Annotated in this window: 13 protein-coding genes; 7 read left to right on the top strand and 6 right to left on the bottom strand. The window is 47.8% G+C overall.

Annotation, left to right across the window (positions count from 1 at the left end):
• The first annotated feature begins 32 nt into the window (after positions 1–32).
• Together mobF and EQG79_RS26725 are read left to right on the top strand one after the other, a co-directional pair.
• Positions 33–2,783 (top strand): MobF family relaxase, encoded by a 2,751-nt coding sequence (gene mobF / locus EQG79_RS26730; RefSeq protein ID WP_240699466.1) that lies wholly within the window; start codon positions 33–35, stop codon positions 2,781–2,783.
• Positions 2,767–3,153 (top strand): hypothetical protein, encoded by a 387-nt coding sequence (locus EQG79_RS26725; RefSeq protein ID WP_129605775.1) that lies wholly within the window; start codon positions 2,767–2,769, stop codon positions 3,151–3,153. The genes mobF and EQG79_RS26725 overlap by 17 nt, the downstream gene beginning before the upstream one ends.
• Positions 3,154–3,165: 12 nt before the next feature.
• Here EQG79_RS26725 and EQG79_RS26720 read toward each other — a convergent pair whose 3' ends face one another.
• Complete coding sequence (locus tag EQG79_RS26720; protein WP_129605773.1) at positions 3,166–3,624, bottom strand: hypothetical protein; 459 nt, start codon at positions 3,622–3,624, stop codon at positions 3,166–3,168.
• Between the two features lie 234 nt (positions 3,625–3,858).
• Here EQG79_RS26720 and EQG79_RS26715 point away from each other — a divergent pair, with 234 nt between their 5' ends.
• Both EQG79_RS26715 and EQG79_RS26710 read left to right on the top strand, forming a co-directional pair.
• Positions 3,859–4,962: a Fic family protein gene (locus EQG79_RS26715; protein ID WP_129605771.1), complete on the top strand. Its 1,104-nt coding sequence runs from the start codon at positions 3,859–3,861 to the stop codon at positions 4,960–4,962.
• A 1,118-nt stretch (positions 4,963–6,080) separates the two neighbouring features.
• Complete coding sequence (locus EQG79_RS26710; protein ID WP_129605769.1) at positions 6,081–6,758, top strand: hypothetical protein; 678 nt, start codon at positions 6,081–6,083, stop codon at positions 6,756–6,758.
• Between the two features lie 92 nt (positions 6,759–6,850).
• Here EQG79_RS26710 and EQG79_RS26705 read toward each other — a convergent pair whose 3' ends face one another.
• The 5 genes from EQG79_RS26705 to EQG79_RS26685 all read right to left on the bottom strand — a co-directional run bounded on the left by EQG79_RS26705 (position 6,851) and on the right by EQG79_RS26685 (position 11,047).
• Positions 6,851–7,795, bottom strand: coding sequence for an ArdC family protein (locus EQG79_RS26705; RefSeq protein ID WP_129605767.1), 945 nt, complete (start codon positions 7,793–7,795; stop codon positions 6,851–6,853).
• A gap of 223 nt (positions 7,796–8,018) precedes the next feature.
• A complete protein-coding gene (locus tag EQG79_RS26700) occupies positions 8,019–8,492 on the bottom strand; it encodes a JAB domain-containing protein (RefSeq protein ID WP_129605765.1) in 474 nt (157 codons plus the stop codon).
• A 12-nt stretch (positions 8,493–8,504) separates the two neighbouring features.
• On the bottom strand, positions 8,505–9,416 hold the full coding sequence (locus EQG79_RS26695; RefSeq protein ID WP_129605763.1) for a toprim domain-containing protein: 912 nt from the start codon (positions 9,414–9,416) through the stop codon (positions 8,505–8,507).
• A 43-nt stretch (positions 9,417–9,459) separates the two neighbouring features.
• Complete coding sequence (locus tag EQG79_RS26690; protein ID WP_129605891.1) at positions 9,460–9,690, bottom strand: helix-turn-helix domain-containing protein; 231 nt, start codon at positions 9,688–9,690, stop codon at positions 9,460–9,462.
• A gap of 142 nt (positions 9,691–9,832) precedes the next feature.
• The gene (locus EQG79_RS26685) at positions 9,833–11,047 is read right to left on the bottom strand and encodes a tyrosine-type recombinase/integrase (RefSeq protein WP_240699465.1); all 1,215 of its coding nucleotides are present in this window, start codon (positions 11,045–11,047) and stop codon (positions 9,833–9,835) included.
• 1,075 nt (positions 11,048–12,122) lie between these two features.
• On the opposite strand from EQG79_RS26685, the gene EQG79_RS26680 reads away from it, so the two are divergent.
• From EQG79_RS26680 to EQG79_RS26670, 3 genes are all read left to right on the top strand, one after another.
• Entirely contained in the window at positions 12,123–12,662 is a 540-nt protein-coding gene (locus EQG79_RS26680; RefSeq protein WP_129605759.1) for a hypothetical protein, read from the top strand.
• An 86-nt stretch (positions 12,663–12,748) separates the two neighbouring features.
• Positions 12,749–13,051: a hypothetical protein gene (locus EQG79_RS26675; protein WP_129605757.1), complete on the top strand. Its 303-nt coding sequence runs from the start codon at positions 12,749–12,751 to the stop codon at positions 13,049–13,051.
• Positions 13,052–14,437: 1,386 nt separating this feature from the next.
• Positions 14,438–15,148 (top strand): hypothetical protein, encoded by a 711-nt coding sequence (locus EQG79_RS26670; protein ID WP_129605755.1) that lies wholly within the window; start codon positions 14,438–14,440, stop codon positions 15,146–15,148.
• Positions 15,149–15,183 lie beyond the last annotated feature (35 nt).

The following is a 15,183-nucleotide window of genomic DNA, read 5'->3' as shown; positions in this document are numbered from 1 at the left end:
CAATGTGAGCCAACTCCTGTACACTGACTGCTATGATCCGCATGGTCCAGTCTAAATCCAGTGGACACGCCAAGGCTTATTTTTCCGAAAGCCTGGTGAGGTCCGATTATTACCTCTCCGGTCAGGACCAGGAGATTAGCGGACGGTTGCAAGGGAAACTGGCCGAGCGTTTGGGCCTCGCCGGTCCGGTCACGAAGGAGGTGTTTTTCGACCTGTGCGAAAACATAAATCCCACGACCGGCGGGGCTTTAACGCCGATCACCAAGCATGACCGGACGGTCGGCTATGACATCAACTTCCACTGCCCGAAAAGCGTCAGCATCATACAAGCCCTCTCCCCTGACAATCATATCCAGGAAGCTTTTCAGGAGGCCGTCCGGCAAACCATGCTGGACATCGAGAACGATGCCAAGACACGTGTGCGTAAAGACGGTATCGTCGATGAGCGACAGACGAGCGAACTGCTCTGGGCCGACTTTACCCATTTGACTGCAAGACCCGTTGAAGGCCATACCCCTGATCCGCACTTGCATATGCACTGCTTTGTCATGAATGCAACGTGGGACGCTGAAGAACAGCAGGTCAAGGCTGTGCAGTTTCGAGACATCAAGCGGGACATGCCATTCTATCAAAGCCGCTTCCACAAGAGGCTGGCCGACAATCTGATTGATCTGGGGTATCAGATCCAACGAACTGATAAATCGTTCGAGCTAACTGGCGTCCCTGAAAACGTCATTGACCTGTTCTCAAAGAGAACGGATGAGATTGGTCGTGTCGCCGAGGCAAAAGGCATTACAAACCCTGACGAGCTGGGCGCATTAGGAGCCCGGACACGCGCCAAAAAGCAAAAAGGCTTAACAATGGCGGAGCTAAAAGATGACTGGAAACGGCAGATCAGCGAACTGGGTAAAACGTCTGAAAAGGACGGGAAACAGATCCTTCGTTATGCACCGGTCCAGGACAAAGAGGCCCCCTCTCCCCAACGCTGTGTCGATCATGCCATCGAACATGGCTTTGAACGGGCTTCGGTGGCGCAGGACCGGAGATTATTGGCTGAAGGTTACCGGCATAGCCTCGGTCACCGCAGCGTCTCACTGGACGAGATTACAAGCGCGTTTGCAGCAGACGAGCGATTGATCCACGTCACGGACGCTGGCCGTACATTGACGACCACGAAAACGGTCCTACGCGAAGAACAGCATATGGTGAATTTAGCCCGTCAAGGTCTGGGCAAGCTCAAGCCATTGTATGCCCAAGCGCCTGAGCTGACGTTGGAGGGACAACAGGCCGATGCGGTCACGCATGTGCTCACCACCACAAATCGGGTGTCTATCATCCGGGGGGCGGCAGGCTCGGGTAAGACCACCTTAATGAAGGAGGCCATTGGGCAGATGGAGAAAGCCGGGAAAACCGTCACCGTCGTGGCGCCAACGGCTCAAGCGTCGCGGGGCGTCCTGCGTGACGAAGGATTCGATAAGGCAGAAACCGTCTCCCTACTGCTAAGCGACCCTAGAAGGCAGGACGCTTTAAAAGGACAGGTTCTTTGGGTGGATGAAGCGGGGCTGTTGGGGAATGCCGATATGACAGCGCTCCTTGAACTAGCGAACAAGCAGAACGCCCGCTTGATCCTGGGAGGCGATACCAGGCAGCATAGCGCGGTCGTGCGGGGTGATGCCTTGCGTATACTGAACACCGTTGCTGGCATCAAAACGGCGGAAGTCAACAAAATTTACCGCCAACGGGATACGGATTACCGGGCGGCTGTCGAAGATCTCGCCAAGGGAAATGTCGCGTCCGGGTTTGGCCGGTTGGATGACATTGGCTTTATCGAAAACGTTGATCCTTTAAAACCGCATCAAGGACTGGTGCACACTTATGCCGATGTTCTGCAACGTGGCAAATCGGCTCTGGTGGTGTCTCCAACCCACGAACAAAGTGACGCCATTACCAACAGCATTCGCACAAAACTAAAGGAAGGAGGATTGCTGGGACAACGTGAAATCCAAGCCAAGCGTTACACGAACCTCAATTTGACAGCTGCCGAGCGGGCCGACTGGCGCAATTTTAAACCCGGCCATAAGGTTCAGTTCAACCAAAATGTACCGGGCTTTAAGCGGGGGAGCCTCTGGCAGGTCAAGAGTAGCACGAAAGAAGGTGTTGAAGTCGTAGATGAACACGATCAGATGATGCGCCTGCCCCTCGATAAGGCCAATTATTTTGACGTACTGCGGCAAAGCGAGATTGCACTTGCCAAGGGGGATAAAGTTCGTATCACCCGGAATGGCTTTGACATGAATGGCAACCGGCTTAGTAACGGCCAGCTGCTGGATGTGGTCAAGGTCAGTAAAAATGGCCCCATTCTGCTACGTAACGAAACCAGCAAAGTTGAATACACGCTGAAACAGGATTTCGGTCACATCGCGCATAGCTATTGCGTGACCTCGCATGCTTCTCAGGGCAAGACCGTCGATGAGGTCCTGTTGTGGCAGCCTGCCGCCACCTTCCCCGGCACGGATGCCAAGCAATTTTATGTCTCTGTCTCACGCGGACGCGACCGGGCGCGAATCTTTACGGATGACAAAGACGAATTGTTGAATTACGCGAAACGGTTGGGTGACCGGCAATCAGCCCTTGAACTGGTTGCCAGCCACGACCAGACACGCGAACACATCCAGCACCGCATCCGTGAGGAATTAAACCGGACGCCTGCCAAAGCAGACAAAGGCAATGCAATTACGAAAGCACCGCGTGTAAAAGACCGTGACTATGAACCAAAGTTTTAAACTCCGCTTTGACCAAATGCGGGACAATAACCCCACCAGCGACAACATTTCGCTGGCCGAGATAGACAGCGACTACCATGCGCCAGGGCATGCGCGTAATTTATGTCTTGTCTGGCCGGATGGACGCAAGGTGTTTCTCAACTATGCGTATTTAATCGAAGCGGAGTTTGACGTGGGGAGTGAGAAGAATATCATTCGCCTAAACTTCTCGGCGCATAATGTCCTGTTGCAAGGATATGGTCTAGATAGGCTATTTATGGAGCTGCTGGATCATCTACCGCGTATTATTAAAGCAGCAGACGAGCGATATACGATTGAAACAGAGGAATCAGCAATTATTACCAATATAGTCGTCTCGCAACACCATTAATTTTTTTAACGCTCAGACCAGCTTCGGCTCCGTTCTTGCTATTGCCAGATTCTCACGCTTAATTTCTTTGCATGCAGCGTTGAACCCAGACTGCGCTAGAATATTGGTTACTTCACAGACCTCTCTAATCGTCCATCGCGCACTATGTTTCTCAGGGTCATAGCGCATCAACTTCAAAGCAATTTCGAAACTATCTTTATACGCTTGACCCGTGCCACCTGCGACACCTCTATCATCCCGAACTTGAAGCGGCTGGACGCGCTCCGGTTCATTAACCTCGACGTCTAACACAAGATTTTTTCTATTCTTCACTGGATGATGCATGTTCTCAATAACATCATTGTTTTTGGGATCGATCCAGTGAAGCGTGAATATAGGCGGGGCTTTGGATGCATAGTGGATCAGCGTTTCGCGTGAATCGTGAATGAGGCTCAACCCCAATGATGTTTGTATGGTGAACTGATAAGCCATTGTAAGTATCCTTTCACTTACACATATATAGCTTATTACCTCTTATGTCAATGTAAGCCCCTGATTTTAAGAAGATTTTACACGCTATTTCAACCGCCCAAATACTCTCGTTTTATGAATTGATAATGGTCATGCGGAGAATATATACTATAATCTCCGCATAAAATGCGGAGATTATAATTGACAGTGCGAAGAATAGCTGCTATATTCGACGCATATCGTGCGGAGAATAAAATGTACATTTATCAATACAGTCACTGGCCGCATTTTCACTGGGATCAGAATAGACTTATCAACACACTGGCTGATCTGCGCCATAAGCAAGGCCGCTTGATTGGTCAAATGGCAGGTTTAGGCTTCTCATTGCGTGCAGAAGCTATGCTACAAACCCTGACGCTTGAAGTCCTCAAAACCAGTGAAATCGAAGGCGAGATTTTGGATCAAGATCAGGTTCGCTCGTCTATTGCCAAGCGTTTAGGGATCGAAACCTTTGGCCTGGTCCCTGTTGACCGGGACGTGGATGGCGTTGTGGAGATGTTATTGGATGCCACTCAACAGTATGACAAGCCACTGACCAAAGATCGATTATTTGACTGGCATGCAGCCCTCTTCCCAACGGGGCGCAGTGGTATGTTCAAGATTATGGTCGGCGACTGGCGTAACGGGAATGCGGGCCCCATGCAAGTCATCTCAGGCCCTTTGGGCAAAGAGCGAGTCCACTTTCAAGCACCGGATGCCAGTGTGCTGGATCATGAAATGCAAGCGTTTCTCGACTGGTTCAACAGTGAAATAGCCCTTGATCCGGTGGTCAAAGCAGGGATCGCGCATTTATGGTTTGTGACCATCCATCCTTTTGATGATGGCAATGGCCGTATCGCCCGCACGATTGCCGATATGCAGCTAGCCCGTGCCGACAGAAGTGCCCAACGTTTTTACAGTATGTCCGCTCAAATCCGTAAGGAGCGAAATGCGTATTACGACGCTTTGGAGAAAACGCAACGGGGCGATCTCGACATCACAAACTGGTTAGAATGGTTTCTGGGCTGCCTGGATCGTGCGTTATCCGCAACGGATGAAATATTATCCAGTGTGTTGTTGAAGGCCCGTTACTGGGAATGGTTGAGTACGAAAACGCTCAGCGAGCGGCAACGCATGATGATTAATAAATTGCTGGACGGTTTCGACGGTAAACTAACAACGTCGAAATGGGCAAAAATTGCTAAATGCTCACAGGATACGGCGTTGCGCGACATTCACAATCTGATAGAGCAAGGGGTGTTGATCAAAGACGAGTCGGGCGGGCGAAGCACGAGCTACTTACTGATGACCATCGCGTAGAGCTTATCCAAACGTGCTGAGTCGTCAAAGCTTTTTCGAATTTTGTCAAAATAACTATTCATGCGGTCCGTTGCGCTTATGATGATATTATCCAGCTGCACAAAAATATTGGCGTCAGCATCACTATAGATCCGAGCTAGTAAAATGCATACACTCAACAGCGTATCGCGCAACCACATTTAGAGTTGCATCCGAATCAATAAAAAATCCCTGGGTGATGCCTAGGGATTTTTTATTGATTGTTGAAGTAGTGCATTTTCGACGACTATCGAATTCTGGCCTTTGTCATGTCTAGCACCATACTTATCAAGTAGATGCAAACAATTACCACGATACAAGCCATATTTTCTAGATTTATAATGATAGAACAAAAATTGGGAATGCATTCTTTTTCAACGAGCAAAACGATAGTTTACAATCATTTTACAAGTAATTGTAAGAATGATGAGACCGCAGAATGATAGCATACCGATATGATCGCTAGACAGAATAACCAACCAACCGATTATCGCTAATATGATAAGGCTAAACACGATCATTACCACTGAGCAGAATATGTTTTCAAGCATGGCTTTTAGCGTTTAGATGTAATCTATCGGAGCACTGTTGAGTGCTCCGATAGATTACGTTCGAGATTACTATTTGTTATTTGATTGATTAAAGAGCTTTTTTTTGAGCTGATCAATACCCTTGAGTATGGCTACTGCGATAGTATGAAGCGTTATAAGTCCCAATATCTCAACACGGTGCTCTATGGCGTAGAGTGTAGCCTCCCGAAAGGTCAGGAGCACCTCTAGTAGGAGGAGTAAAATCGTGGTTATCATGACGAAAGCAAGCTTTGTACTGATGAGCGAGACTAATCCTGTCAACACCTAGCGATTTTTTTGGATCGCTTCCCCGTCCCCCTTGGAGAGACAGGTTAAGATTTGCGTTTCCAGATTGGATACTACGTCGCGGAGGTATGTCGCTTTTCATTTTTGTAACCGTTTGGTTTTTAGGGTTAAAACAACTAATTTTGCTTTTATAATGGATCAATCCGTTATAAACCTAGTGATAAAAAAGTGTTATCCAAACACTTTTCAGAATTTTTATTTTTATTTGACTTAAACACGTGTATTATGGCACTAGACGCGGTTGTTCAAACAATTGCTCATTACAGACAACTAGAAGAAGTTGGCAGAAGGCCTGAATTACAATACAATGGTGTTTCCTCTGAAGGAAACAATGTTGAGCTGTTCATTCGAGCCCAAACCTTAAACACCCTCTACAAGATAAATGCTATACCACCTAGCTTAAACCTTGTAATAAAACCGGAGATTAACTCATTGCTTGACAAATCATCTGAAACATCACTGCGTGAATTTGAATCATCAACAGAAGCTATTCTGAATGCGATAATAAATGGCAAAACAATAGAAGGCGTAGATATAGCCGAAAGTATTCAGAATCCACAGTTTCGTTTCAAATCAACTAAGGATCCTGTTATTAGTGCCTCCATGTCAGAAGCGTTTGCCATTTTAATGAGCCGCGCTCGTTCAGAAGCCGGAAAGAAAGGAAGCGCAGAACGCAACCGAAAATCCGACGAGTTTGCTGCTAATATGTATAATGTTATTCAAAATATGCAAGTAGAGTCAGGTGTTACGACGCTCCAAGCAACTGTTGATTTGTTGAACGAACGAGGTGTCAGAACATATAGTGGCCAAGAAGGAAGTAAATGGCACCTCAAAACACTTCAAGATTTACAAAAACGCTGGGCGAAGCTAGGATTAACGGATAAAAAGCCTAACATTGAATGATTGAGTAAGCTCCCAACACACATAAGTCAACAGAACTCTTGGTAGAACTAGCGGTGTCGGTAGAACCGACACCGCTAGTCCGATGAGAAGCCTTATGATGGTTGTAAGGCATGAATGTAATCTACAGCCTTTTGGGCATGTGATGCTGCTTGAAAGATAAAGCGCTTGTCGTCTTGCAAAGCTTGCAGCCAGGATTGAATATAAGCCGCATGATGCCTCTCCGGCATCGGTTCAAAGCCAAGATCGGCAGCTAGGTAACATGCTCCTAATTCCGCCACTAATTCTTCTTTGGCATAACCTGCATCGCCGTACACCTTGCGGCCTAAGTCACGATCCAGACGGCTTGGATGGCGGGTCCAGTGGGTGATCTCATGGGCAAGTACAGCGTAGTAACTCTTAGCGGTTTCAAAGCTCTCCAGCGGTGGCATCTGAACTCGGTCAGTGGTGATGGAATAGGCCGCCTGTGTACCGGTGTAGATATCCGCTTTCGTCTGGGCAAAGAAGCGCTCAATTGATTGATCTCGGGTGATAGAATTGGCAACTGGCACTTCGGGTTTTGTATAGAATGCATCGGAGAGACCATCGATCTGGTGCGCGTTGAAGACGGTGTAGCATTTGAGGAATGGAATCTGCCGGGTGCTGGTCTCACCGTTTTGACCTTCCTCTTCCTTGACCATTTTGTCAGCATAGACGATTTGCGTCCCTTTTTCGCCCTTGCAAACGTTGGCTTTTAATTCAATGGCTTGATTATACGTCATCCAATAGGGTGAGATATAGCCCTGCTCGGCAGCAGTCCCCCACAACATCAGGGTATTGATACCGGTGTAAGGAATGTCATTCCAACGCAGGGGCTTCATGACGTGACCGTTCAGATGATCAGCGTTCCAAGGCTTGCGCCAGGTGAGATTGCCTTGTTCGAGATCGGTGAGGATCTTATGCGTGATCCGTGTATAAACGTCGCTTTGAGATATAGAGGTGTTATGTGGAGTTGTTGTTTTTCGGCTGCGGCTGGATGATTGATGGGGAGTGGTTGTCATCGTCTATTCTCCATGGTTGAGGGTTACGGGAATGACACGACCCGGCTCTAACGAAGGAGCCAGCAAGAATTTTGGAGCGCGAGGAAAGGCCGTTAGGCCTGGGGAAAATTGTTGTTGGCGGAATGAGTGAGCTGGGTACAGTCCCGCTCGAGCCGTCATGCCTTGGCAGAATGAGTGAGAACAACCGCCCTCACCGTCCAACCCTTGTTAGAAGCCAAGAGCATTAACCCGGCATTAGACCGTCATCCGCAAAAGAGCGATAGTTGTGCGGGGTGACAATCAGGTGATCGAGTACGGCAATGTCGAGGAGCTTGCCGCCGTCTTGCAGCTTACGCGTCAGCGTCTTGTCCTGCTCGCTCGGTGTTAAATTGCCGCTCGGGTGATTGTGGGCCAGAATGATGCCGGTCGCACGAGCTTTCAAAGCCGTGGCAAAGATGACTTTTGGATCAGCCAGACATGACGACATACCACCGGTCCCAATGTCGGATACGCCAAGGCAGTTATTTTTCTGGTCAAGCAAGAGGATCTTGAACTGTTCCACCAGTTCTATACGGTTTTCAGCCCATGTTGCCAGGAGGATTTCATAAGCAGTCGAGGAAGACCGAATCTGGATGCGATCCTGGTACGGCACCGTGTTACGGTAGATGATCTCGATCTCGTTGACCTTAAAAAGCGATTGCAGCGATAATTGATCCATAGGAAGCGCTCCTTACAGGGTGAGACCTAATTGATGCATGTGCCAGGCGTTAACATCTTTATGCGGAGCGTAAAGCCGGTTCATGCACTTGTGGGTAAGATCCACTTGCGTCTTGAAGAATTCGCCCAATGTGCGCGTGGCAGTTTTACCGGCTGTATCATTGTCAAGCCAGGTGTACGCCGTCCGGTAGCCGTAATTGTGCACATACGGCAGAAGCTGTTTGAGGCAGGACAATGAGTTGAGAACTATCGTGTCGCCCTTGAAGCGTTCGCCTTTTAGCTGAGCGACAGCTGAGAGATAGTCAATTGCCCCTTCAAAGATGTGGATGCCATTGGCTTGCGGGTCGGTGCCACGAATGAACGATACAGATTTTCTTCCCAGTGAGCCTTTAAAGAACGGGTTGCGCAGTTCGTAACCGCCCTCTTCATTGTCGAAACCGAGAGCAAAAAAGCTTTTGCCCGTACGTTTGTTGCGCACATGAACTTGTTTGAGGTGCATATTGGCCACAGGCGTTGGAATACCACGCTTATGCACGTAGTGAACAAGTCCGACGTGCTCAATAGGGCCTACTTTTTTGAGGGAAAGACAATGGTCGTCCTCTTCGGCAGGTGCATCAATATAAACGGGCGCAAACGCGTAAGGCGTATTGTGCATGTTGGTTATCCACCGCAAGGCGTCTACAACGGTGTGATCTTCTCTAATATACCTAAGGTAGGCGCATATAAGATCGACCGGATCACCGCCCTGCCCGATACCATAGTCATGCCATCGATTCGGCTTGAGATAGACCCAAAAGCTCGGTGTCTTTTCCTTACGAATGGGTGAGAGATAGAGGAGCTTGTCGGGGCTTGTTTTGCGCGGCTGGATATTGAGCTGTCCTAGAATGTCGGCAATAGGAATCGTCTTCGCCTGATCAATGTTCATGGCGACCTCCAAAGATGCAGAAGGTGAAGAAACGGCTTACGTGTTAACGGCGTGCACTATCGGGCGGGTCCGCGTTTGTCTTGTGCGACGACCAAAGCCGCTGTTCAATGAATTTATCGAGATCTGCCTTACGGTAGCGGACAGCGCGGCCGATTTTGATGGGACTAAGATCATAGCGTTTGGTACAGTCCCAAACGGCTAAGGTACCTGGCGATAGGTTAAGGTACCTAGCCGCCGTTTTACGGTCGAGTAGAGGTTCGTTTTTGTCTGACATCATCTCCCCCTTTGCAAGAATCAGGCTTTCATCCAATCATCCCCCTTGATCTAGGAATATATTCATGGTACACCAAGAAATACGCATACACAATAGGATCACTGTCCTATTAATATCAGATAACAAGAAAACGCGGATCAAGCTATACAGGAAATAATTCTGCTTTTGGATTTTGGCACTTTTTCAACTCTGTTAAGTAGACTGTATCAAGGAAGTCAGCGTAGCGTTGCATCATTTCGATACGTTGAGGCAAAAACTGCGCACGGTCATAAGCACGATCTACACTGCTTTTCGGCACGTGGGCAAGTTGGCGATCAGCTATATCATGCGTGTAGCCTAGCTTTTCTTTTAGGATTCCAAGAGCTAAGGTCCGGAAACCGTGTCCAGTCATTTTGCGGTTATAACCCATTCGCTTGATAGCGACGAGCATTGTGTTTTTGCTCATGGGCTTTCTCCAGCTGTAGTAACCAGGAAAGATAAACGCGCGGTGTCCATTCATCCCTTTGAGCTCACGAAAGATGGCTAGCGTCTGTTGAGACAACGGAACGAGGTGAGGCAGATTCATTTTCATTCGTTCGGCTGGAATTACCCACATTGCTCTTTCAAAATCGACTTCTTCCCATTTTGCTTCGACAAGCTCACAAGTACGCACAAACGTTAGAAGCAGTAATTTGAGAGCAAGAAAAGTTTGGCGATTGACACGATTCTCATAATTCATCAAGCATTGTAGAAACTCAGGCAATTCATCCACAGAGATCGATGCGTAATGTCCTCTCCTGAACTTCTTCATGGCGGCCTCTAAGCCATATGTCGGATCACGTTCAGCCCGACCGGTCGCCATAGCGTATTTAAAGACATGGCTACAAAGCGCCTTCATCCGGCGGGACAGATCAGGCGCGGTTTTTTCAATCTTTTGTACGCAGTTCAACATCATCATCGGTTGTATCTCTGCAAGCGGAAAGTTTCCCAAAAACGGAAACACATACTTTTCAAAGCGGTGTTTGATGATATCAGCGTGTTTTGGCTTCCATAAGGGCGTCTGTTTTTGATACCACTCCATGGCCATCGATTTAAAATCGAGTTGTTGGATCAAGGCCTGGGTCTGAGTTGCCTGCAACCGTTTTAGAATAGGGTCAATACCAGTCTTTATATCGCGCTTAATTTCATCTTTGGCCTTTCGGGCATCCGCTACTGAAACGGAGGGATAAGCACCCAGTGAAATGCGCTTTTCTTTGCCGCGAAGTCGATACTTGAGCCGCCAGAACTTGGTTCCCTTCGGAGTGACTTCAAGATACAGCCCTTCACCGTCGGCCAGCTTATAAGGCTTGGTTTTAGGTTTAGCGGTCTGACAGGTCATGTTAGACAAGCCCATTAGTACCCCCCTTGATTCATGCTACCCAGATGGGCAGTGCCCAGGGTCAATTTGATGCCCCCATTCATGCCCCCACTTTGGGTTACTGTGGGTCTATCTGGAGAATTGATCGATAAAGGAAGGATAGCCTTAAGCCGTTGCCAGAATTGAAAAATTCTCGCTTCGCTAAAAAACAATAAAGTCAGTAAAAAAAAGAGTGGTGCCGGATGTCGCATCGCCATTTTCGTCCTAAGTGCCTGAATTCATTAGTAGTAAAACGGATTATTCGGCTGGCTGCCCCCAATCATGCCCCCAGTCACGATGAATGTCCATATAGCCTAGAGTATCATCTCGCTATTGGTTAGGCAACACAATAGGTCAGAAGCCATATTGACTATCCCCGCTGTTCTATATTCGTATTCGGCGGAATCCCACGACCGCCCAATTCTCAATGGGTGAACGGTTCACTATTCGGATGAACCTCATTATCAAGGAAGTAGGTAAATTCGCTTAGGTCTAACCGGGAGTTTCAGCTATATTGACCACCCGTGAGGGCATGCGGTAATCAGTGAGCTTCATAAACGTTTTGTTTGTTGCTTGTTGTATAGATAAATCAACTCGATCCGGTGAACGTGGGTAACCTGCCGATTCACGGAGAGGTTGGAAAGTACGTACACAACCATAGCTATTCCCCCCGAAGCTACTTTAGCGATAGTATTTGCCAGCGTTGCGATAAAGAAAGAAGTGGTGAGATGGTACCTCACCGCTGGGGATTTCGGGGATATTGACCATATAGTTTCGTAGTAAACAGATCAGGCGTTTCCTTTCAAAAAGAACAGGATACATGGCTGTATACCAGCCTGTTGTTACCAATGATTATTTTCTGCCCCTTGATCAGTTATTCGCGAAATAGAGTGCTCTCGGTAACTGAAATTATTACTGACAAACTTTTTCATAACAGGCATTTTGTTTATTTATATCACTATATTCTGTACATAAGATTAAATATAAATTATCATAAGTAACTAATGGATTCCTATGTGTAATAAAGGTAACTTTACATCTCATATACCACTTACCGATGACAGCATCACCGTCTGCTTTCGTCTGGGAGGACCAACACTTTGTCATTCCCTTTGGCATTATGCATTCCCGGGCTATTCGCAACCAGCAGGGCGAGTTAGTTAATTTTGAGGTGTGCTCCTTCAACCATTATGCTACCCTCGATCTGCCTGCTTTGCAGGACTGGTACCGGGGCGCCACCTTTTGGGAGTTATTCCGCCAGGACGCCCGGCAGGGTTTGTTTCTAGCCTACCAACGCGTTCTCTCGTCAGGCGTGGCCCAGGAAGAAATATATCACTCGCCCACTACCGGCAAAGAGTACTATTCGCTGCTCAAGCCCTGGCAGGATGGCATACTGGCTATTGGATTAGCCCTGGACCGCCTAGACCAGCTTGATCAGCCGGGAACGCTGGCACCGCAGTCCCAGCCAGTTCCCCCACCCACCCCCCAGCGCATTGCGTTAGCTCAACCCGCCCGGAGGATTACCTCTCTGAGTCAGCAAATGACCGCCTGCCAAAAGGTTGTTTACAGCTACTGCCAGACTTTGTTCAGCGTCTGACGACTCAACTTTACCCGTTAGTTCGAAATGGGGTGGTTACTGGTTTATGCTCCCTGCCCACCGGATTATACGTAGTTAACTTGATCATGAAAACGTCGGCTGAACAACTTATTTCCAATCTACAGGAGATTATCGCTCTGAAACAGGTCAATTTAATCCGGATCTACCGCGTCGACTCCTCACCCGCTGCCGGCTCTGTGGCGCTACACCAGCAGAGTGCCATCTGGTCATTTGGCAGTGAGTTTATCAAACTAGAGCAAACGGTATATCCCGTCCAGCAGGTACTGGCTTTTTACCACACGGATAACATTCTCTCGCTCCATGTTCATAGATTCGTGCCTCGCTCATACGGCCGCTTAATCACCACCGGGCAACTAACGAGGATCTAAACGAGCCCCCATCAGGCGGGCCGATATAGTTTACATAGAAAATCTAACGTATAGCTACCTATCGTTCAATACATTAAGTGATCTTTGAGTGCACACTCCTCTCTTTGCCAATGGATGAGCTCTCAACCAATCAGGCCGATGACCTCCTAAACTATCCTTTACGGATTCACTCACTGACGGAGCAACCCGCTTCGGCAGACTCGTTGGCTACCCATTCTTCTGGGGCGATTGTGACGCACTACGATGACGTTGCTTCATTGCTGGTAGCCTGGCGCAAACACCAACTAGAGCCGGGCATCATCCTGTTTAGAGGACCAGATACGGACCAGACTGAAATAAACTAGACCTAGCTCAGCCGGAAGCGAAGTTAAGTTACTGGATAACAACGATTTAGGGGTCAGTCCCTTCCCCGTAGTGACCACTTACTGATTAACAGCCAGGTGGCCTACCGCGAGATAGAGTAATCAGCATACTGGCAATTTCAGTCATCAAGAGCACTGTATTTCGCGAATAGCTGACCAAGGGGTAGAAATCAATAATTGGCAACAACGTGCTGATATACAGTCGTGTAGCCTAGCACGAAAATACTGCGTATCAACGAACCCCTGATAAGCTACTTACCAAGTAGTTCCCACCTAAGGGTCCTATACAGGATTTTAGGTAGGTGCACCCGGAAAACAGACGAGTACCTGGCAACCTAGGGTTGAGCGGCCGCGTCATGCCCGAACTAGTCAAGCGAACGATCTGCCAGTGATCAAAAGTACGAGTTACCGTCGGTGCTCAGCCAAGCAGGCCGCAGAAAGCCTGTGGGTGCAAGTACGATGTGGAAAAAAGCGATTCTATGAAAGCCCATTTCTTGTAGCAAATAAAATACCGTTCCTTCGACTCATTAAGGAGCGTTTTTGCGAGATTGTTAGACTTAACTCAAAAAACAGGTGGCTGCCCTCTATCGACAAATTTACGGCCACTTTGGCGGCCCGGCTGGGGATAGCCCCCACACCTGTACGCAGGAGTGGGCCCATCGGTATCCGGGAAATTAACAGGGTATCTGAAGAGGAGCAAAATGTGCTGCACTAATCTGTTTGAAAAAAGCCACGTTCATTTCGTCTCCACGCAGCTTCAACTCGCTGAAAAGTGTGCTGGTGTGGTCACCATATCTTAATCACATTGACAGGCTGGCGACTAACCACTAATTGGGTTGACTACAAACCCATAGCGGCACATGAAATCACCAGAGGTTATTATAGCCATTTCTTGATATTAATACGTACCAATTTGCGCTCAAGATGCGACTATGAACTACTTAGCTATACGCTTAATAAATATTTAAGCGTAAAAAAATGAGGATTAAAGTATAAGCTAACTTTATAAAAAATCATATTGATCATGAGACCACACATATACTTGCTCTTCTTCATAAACTTATTTACCTGTAACGTATTCGCCCAATCGATACGGGTTGCTGACGGCTCTCCACTTACAGTTCAGACCCGATTACATGTAACAGGTGGAACAAACCAATCTGGACTCCGCTTGGGCGGACTACCGTATAACTCTACGCCAACCGTTCTTAACCGAACTAAGTTTTTAACCGTAGACGAAGAAGGTAATGTCATCTTGGGAAGCTTAAATAATACCGGTCGCCTGCCTGCCGAGTCGGCGATTTTATGGCAGTCAGTAGGTGTACATGTACAGAATAATAATCCGGGTGGCGTAGTCATCGGTGCCGGACATATGCGTAAGCCCGATGGGTATAGCTTATATGTAACAAAAGGCATTTTGACTGAACGGCTACGCGTAGCCGTGAAGGATACCGACGAGTGGTCTGATAAAGTATTTAGTCCTTCTTATAAGCTGCTTAGTCTTCCCGAAATAAAACGCTACATCGAGCAACATCATCACTTACCCGGTATTAGTAGTGCTACCGAAGTTGTCAAAGACGGTGTAGATGTGGGTGTAATGCAGGCGAAACTACTGGAAAAGGTTGAAGAAATTACACTTCACTTGATCCGAATGCAGGAAGAAGTTCTGCTGCTGAATCAGCAGAACGAGCTGATGAAGCAGCAGTTGCAGCAGTGTCAGGCTGATCGAAAATAGGCGTTCCGGACCTTTCTGTTCTTTTCACACCATCA

Source organism: Spirosoma sordidisoli, from assembly GCF_004138325.1.
In the GTDB taxonomy this organism is placed as follows: Bacteria; Bacteroidota; Bacteroidia; order Cytophagales; family Spirosomataceae; genus Spirosoma; species Spirosoma sordidisoli.
This window is presented reverse-complemented; position numbering and strand designations above follow the sequence as displayed.

Excerpts from the sequence above, each read along its gene's own strand:
- EQG79_RS26705 (WP_129605767.1), bottom strand. The coding sequence starts at position 7,795 with ATGACAACCACTCCCCATCAATCATCCAGCCGCAGCCGAAAAACAACA.
- EQG79_RS26710 (WP_129605769.1), top strand. The coding sequence starts at position 6,081 with ATGGCACTAGACGCGGTTGTTCAAACAATTGCTCATTACAGACAACTA.
- EQG79_RS26715 (WP_129605771.1), top strand. The coding sequence starts at position 3,859 with ATGTACATTTATCAATACAGTCACTGGCCGCATTTTCACTGGGATCAG.
- EQG79_RS26700 (WP_129605765.1), bottom strand. The coding sequence starts at position 8,492 with ATGGATCAATTATCGCTGCAATCGCTTTTTAAGGTCAACGAGATCGAG.
- mobF (WP_240699466.1), top strand. The coding sequence starts at position 33 with ATGATCCGCATGGTCCAGTCTAAATCCAGTGGACACGCCAAGGCTTAT.
- EQG79_RS26720 (WP_129605773.1), bottom strand. The coding sequence starts at position 3,624 with ATGGCTTATCAGTTCACCATACAAACATCATTGGGGTTGAGCCTCATT.
- EQG79_RS26685 (WP_240699465.1), bottom strand. The coding sequence starts at position 11,047 with ATGACCTGTCAGACCGCTAAACCTAAAACCAAGCCTTATAAGCTGGCC.
- EQG79_RS26670 (WP_129605755.1), top strand. The coding sequence starts at position 14,438 with ATGAGACCACACATATACTTGCTCTTCTTCATAAACTTATTTACCTGT.
- EQG79_RS26675 (WP_129605757.1), top strand. The coding sequence starts at position 12,749 with ATGAAAACGTCGGCTGAACAACTTATTTCCAATCTACAGGAGATTATC.
- EQG79_RS26725 (WP_129605775.1), top strand. The coding sequence starts at position 2,767 with ATGAACCAAAGTTTTAAACTCCGCTTTGACCAAATGCGGGACAATAAC.
- EQG79_RS26680 (WP_129605759.1), top strand. The coding sequence starts at position 12,123 with ATGACAGCATCACCGTCTGCTTTCGTCTGGGAGGACCAACACTTTGTC.
- EQG79_RS26695 (WP_129605763.1), bottom strand. The coding sequence starts at position 9,416 with ATGAACATTGATCAGGCGAAGACGATTCCTATTGCCGACATTCTAGGA.
- EQG79_RS26690 (WP_129605891.1), bottom strand. The coding sequence starts at position 9,690 with ATGTCAGACAAAAACGAACCTCTACTCGACCGTAAAACGGCGGCTAGG.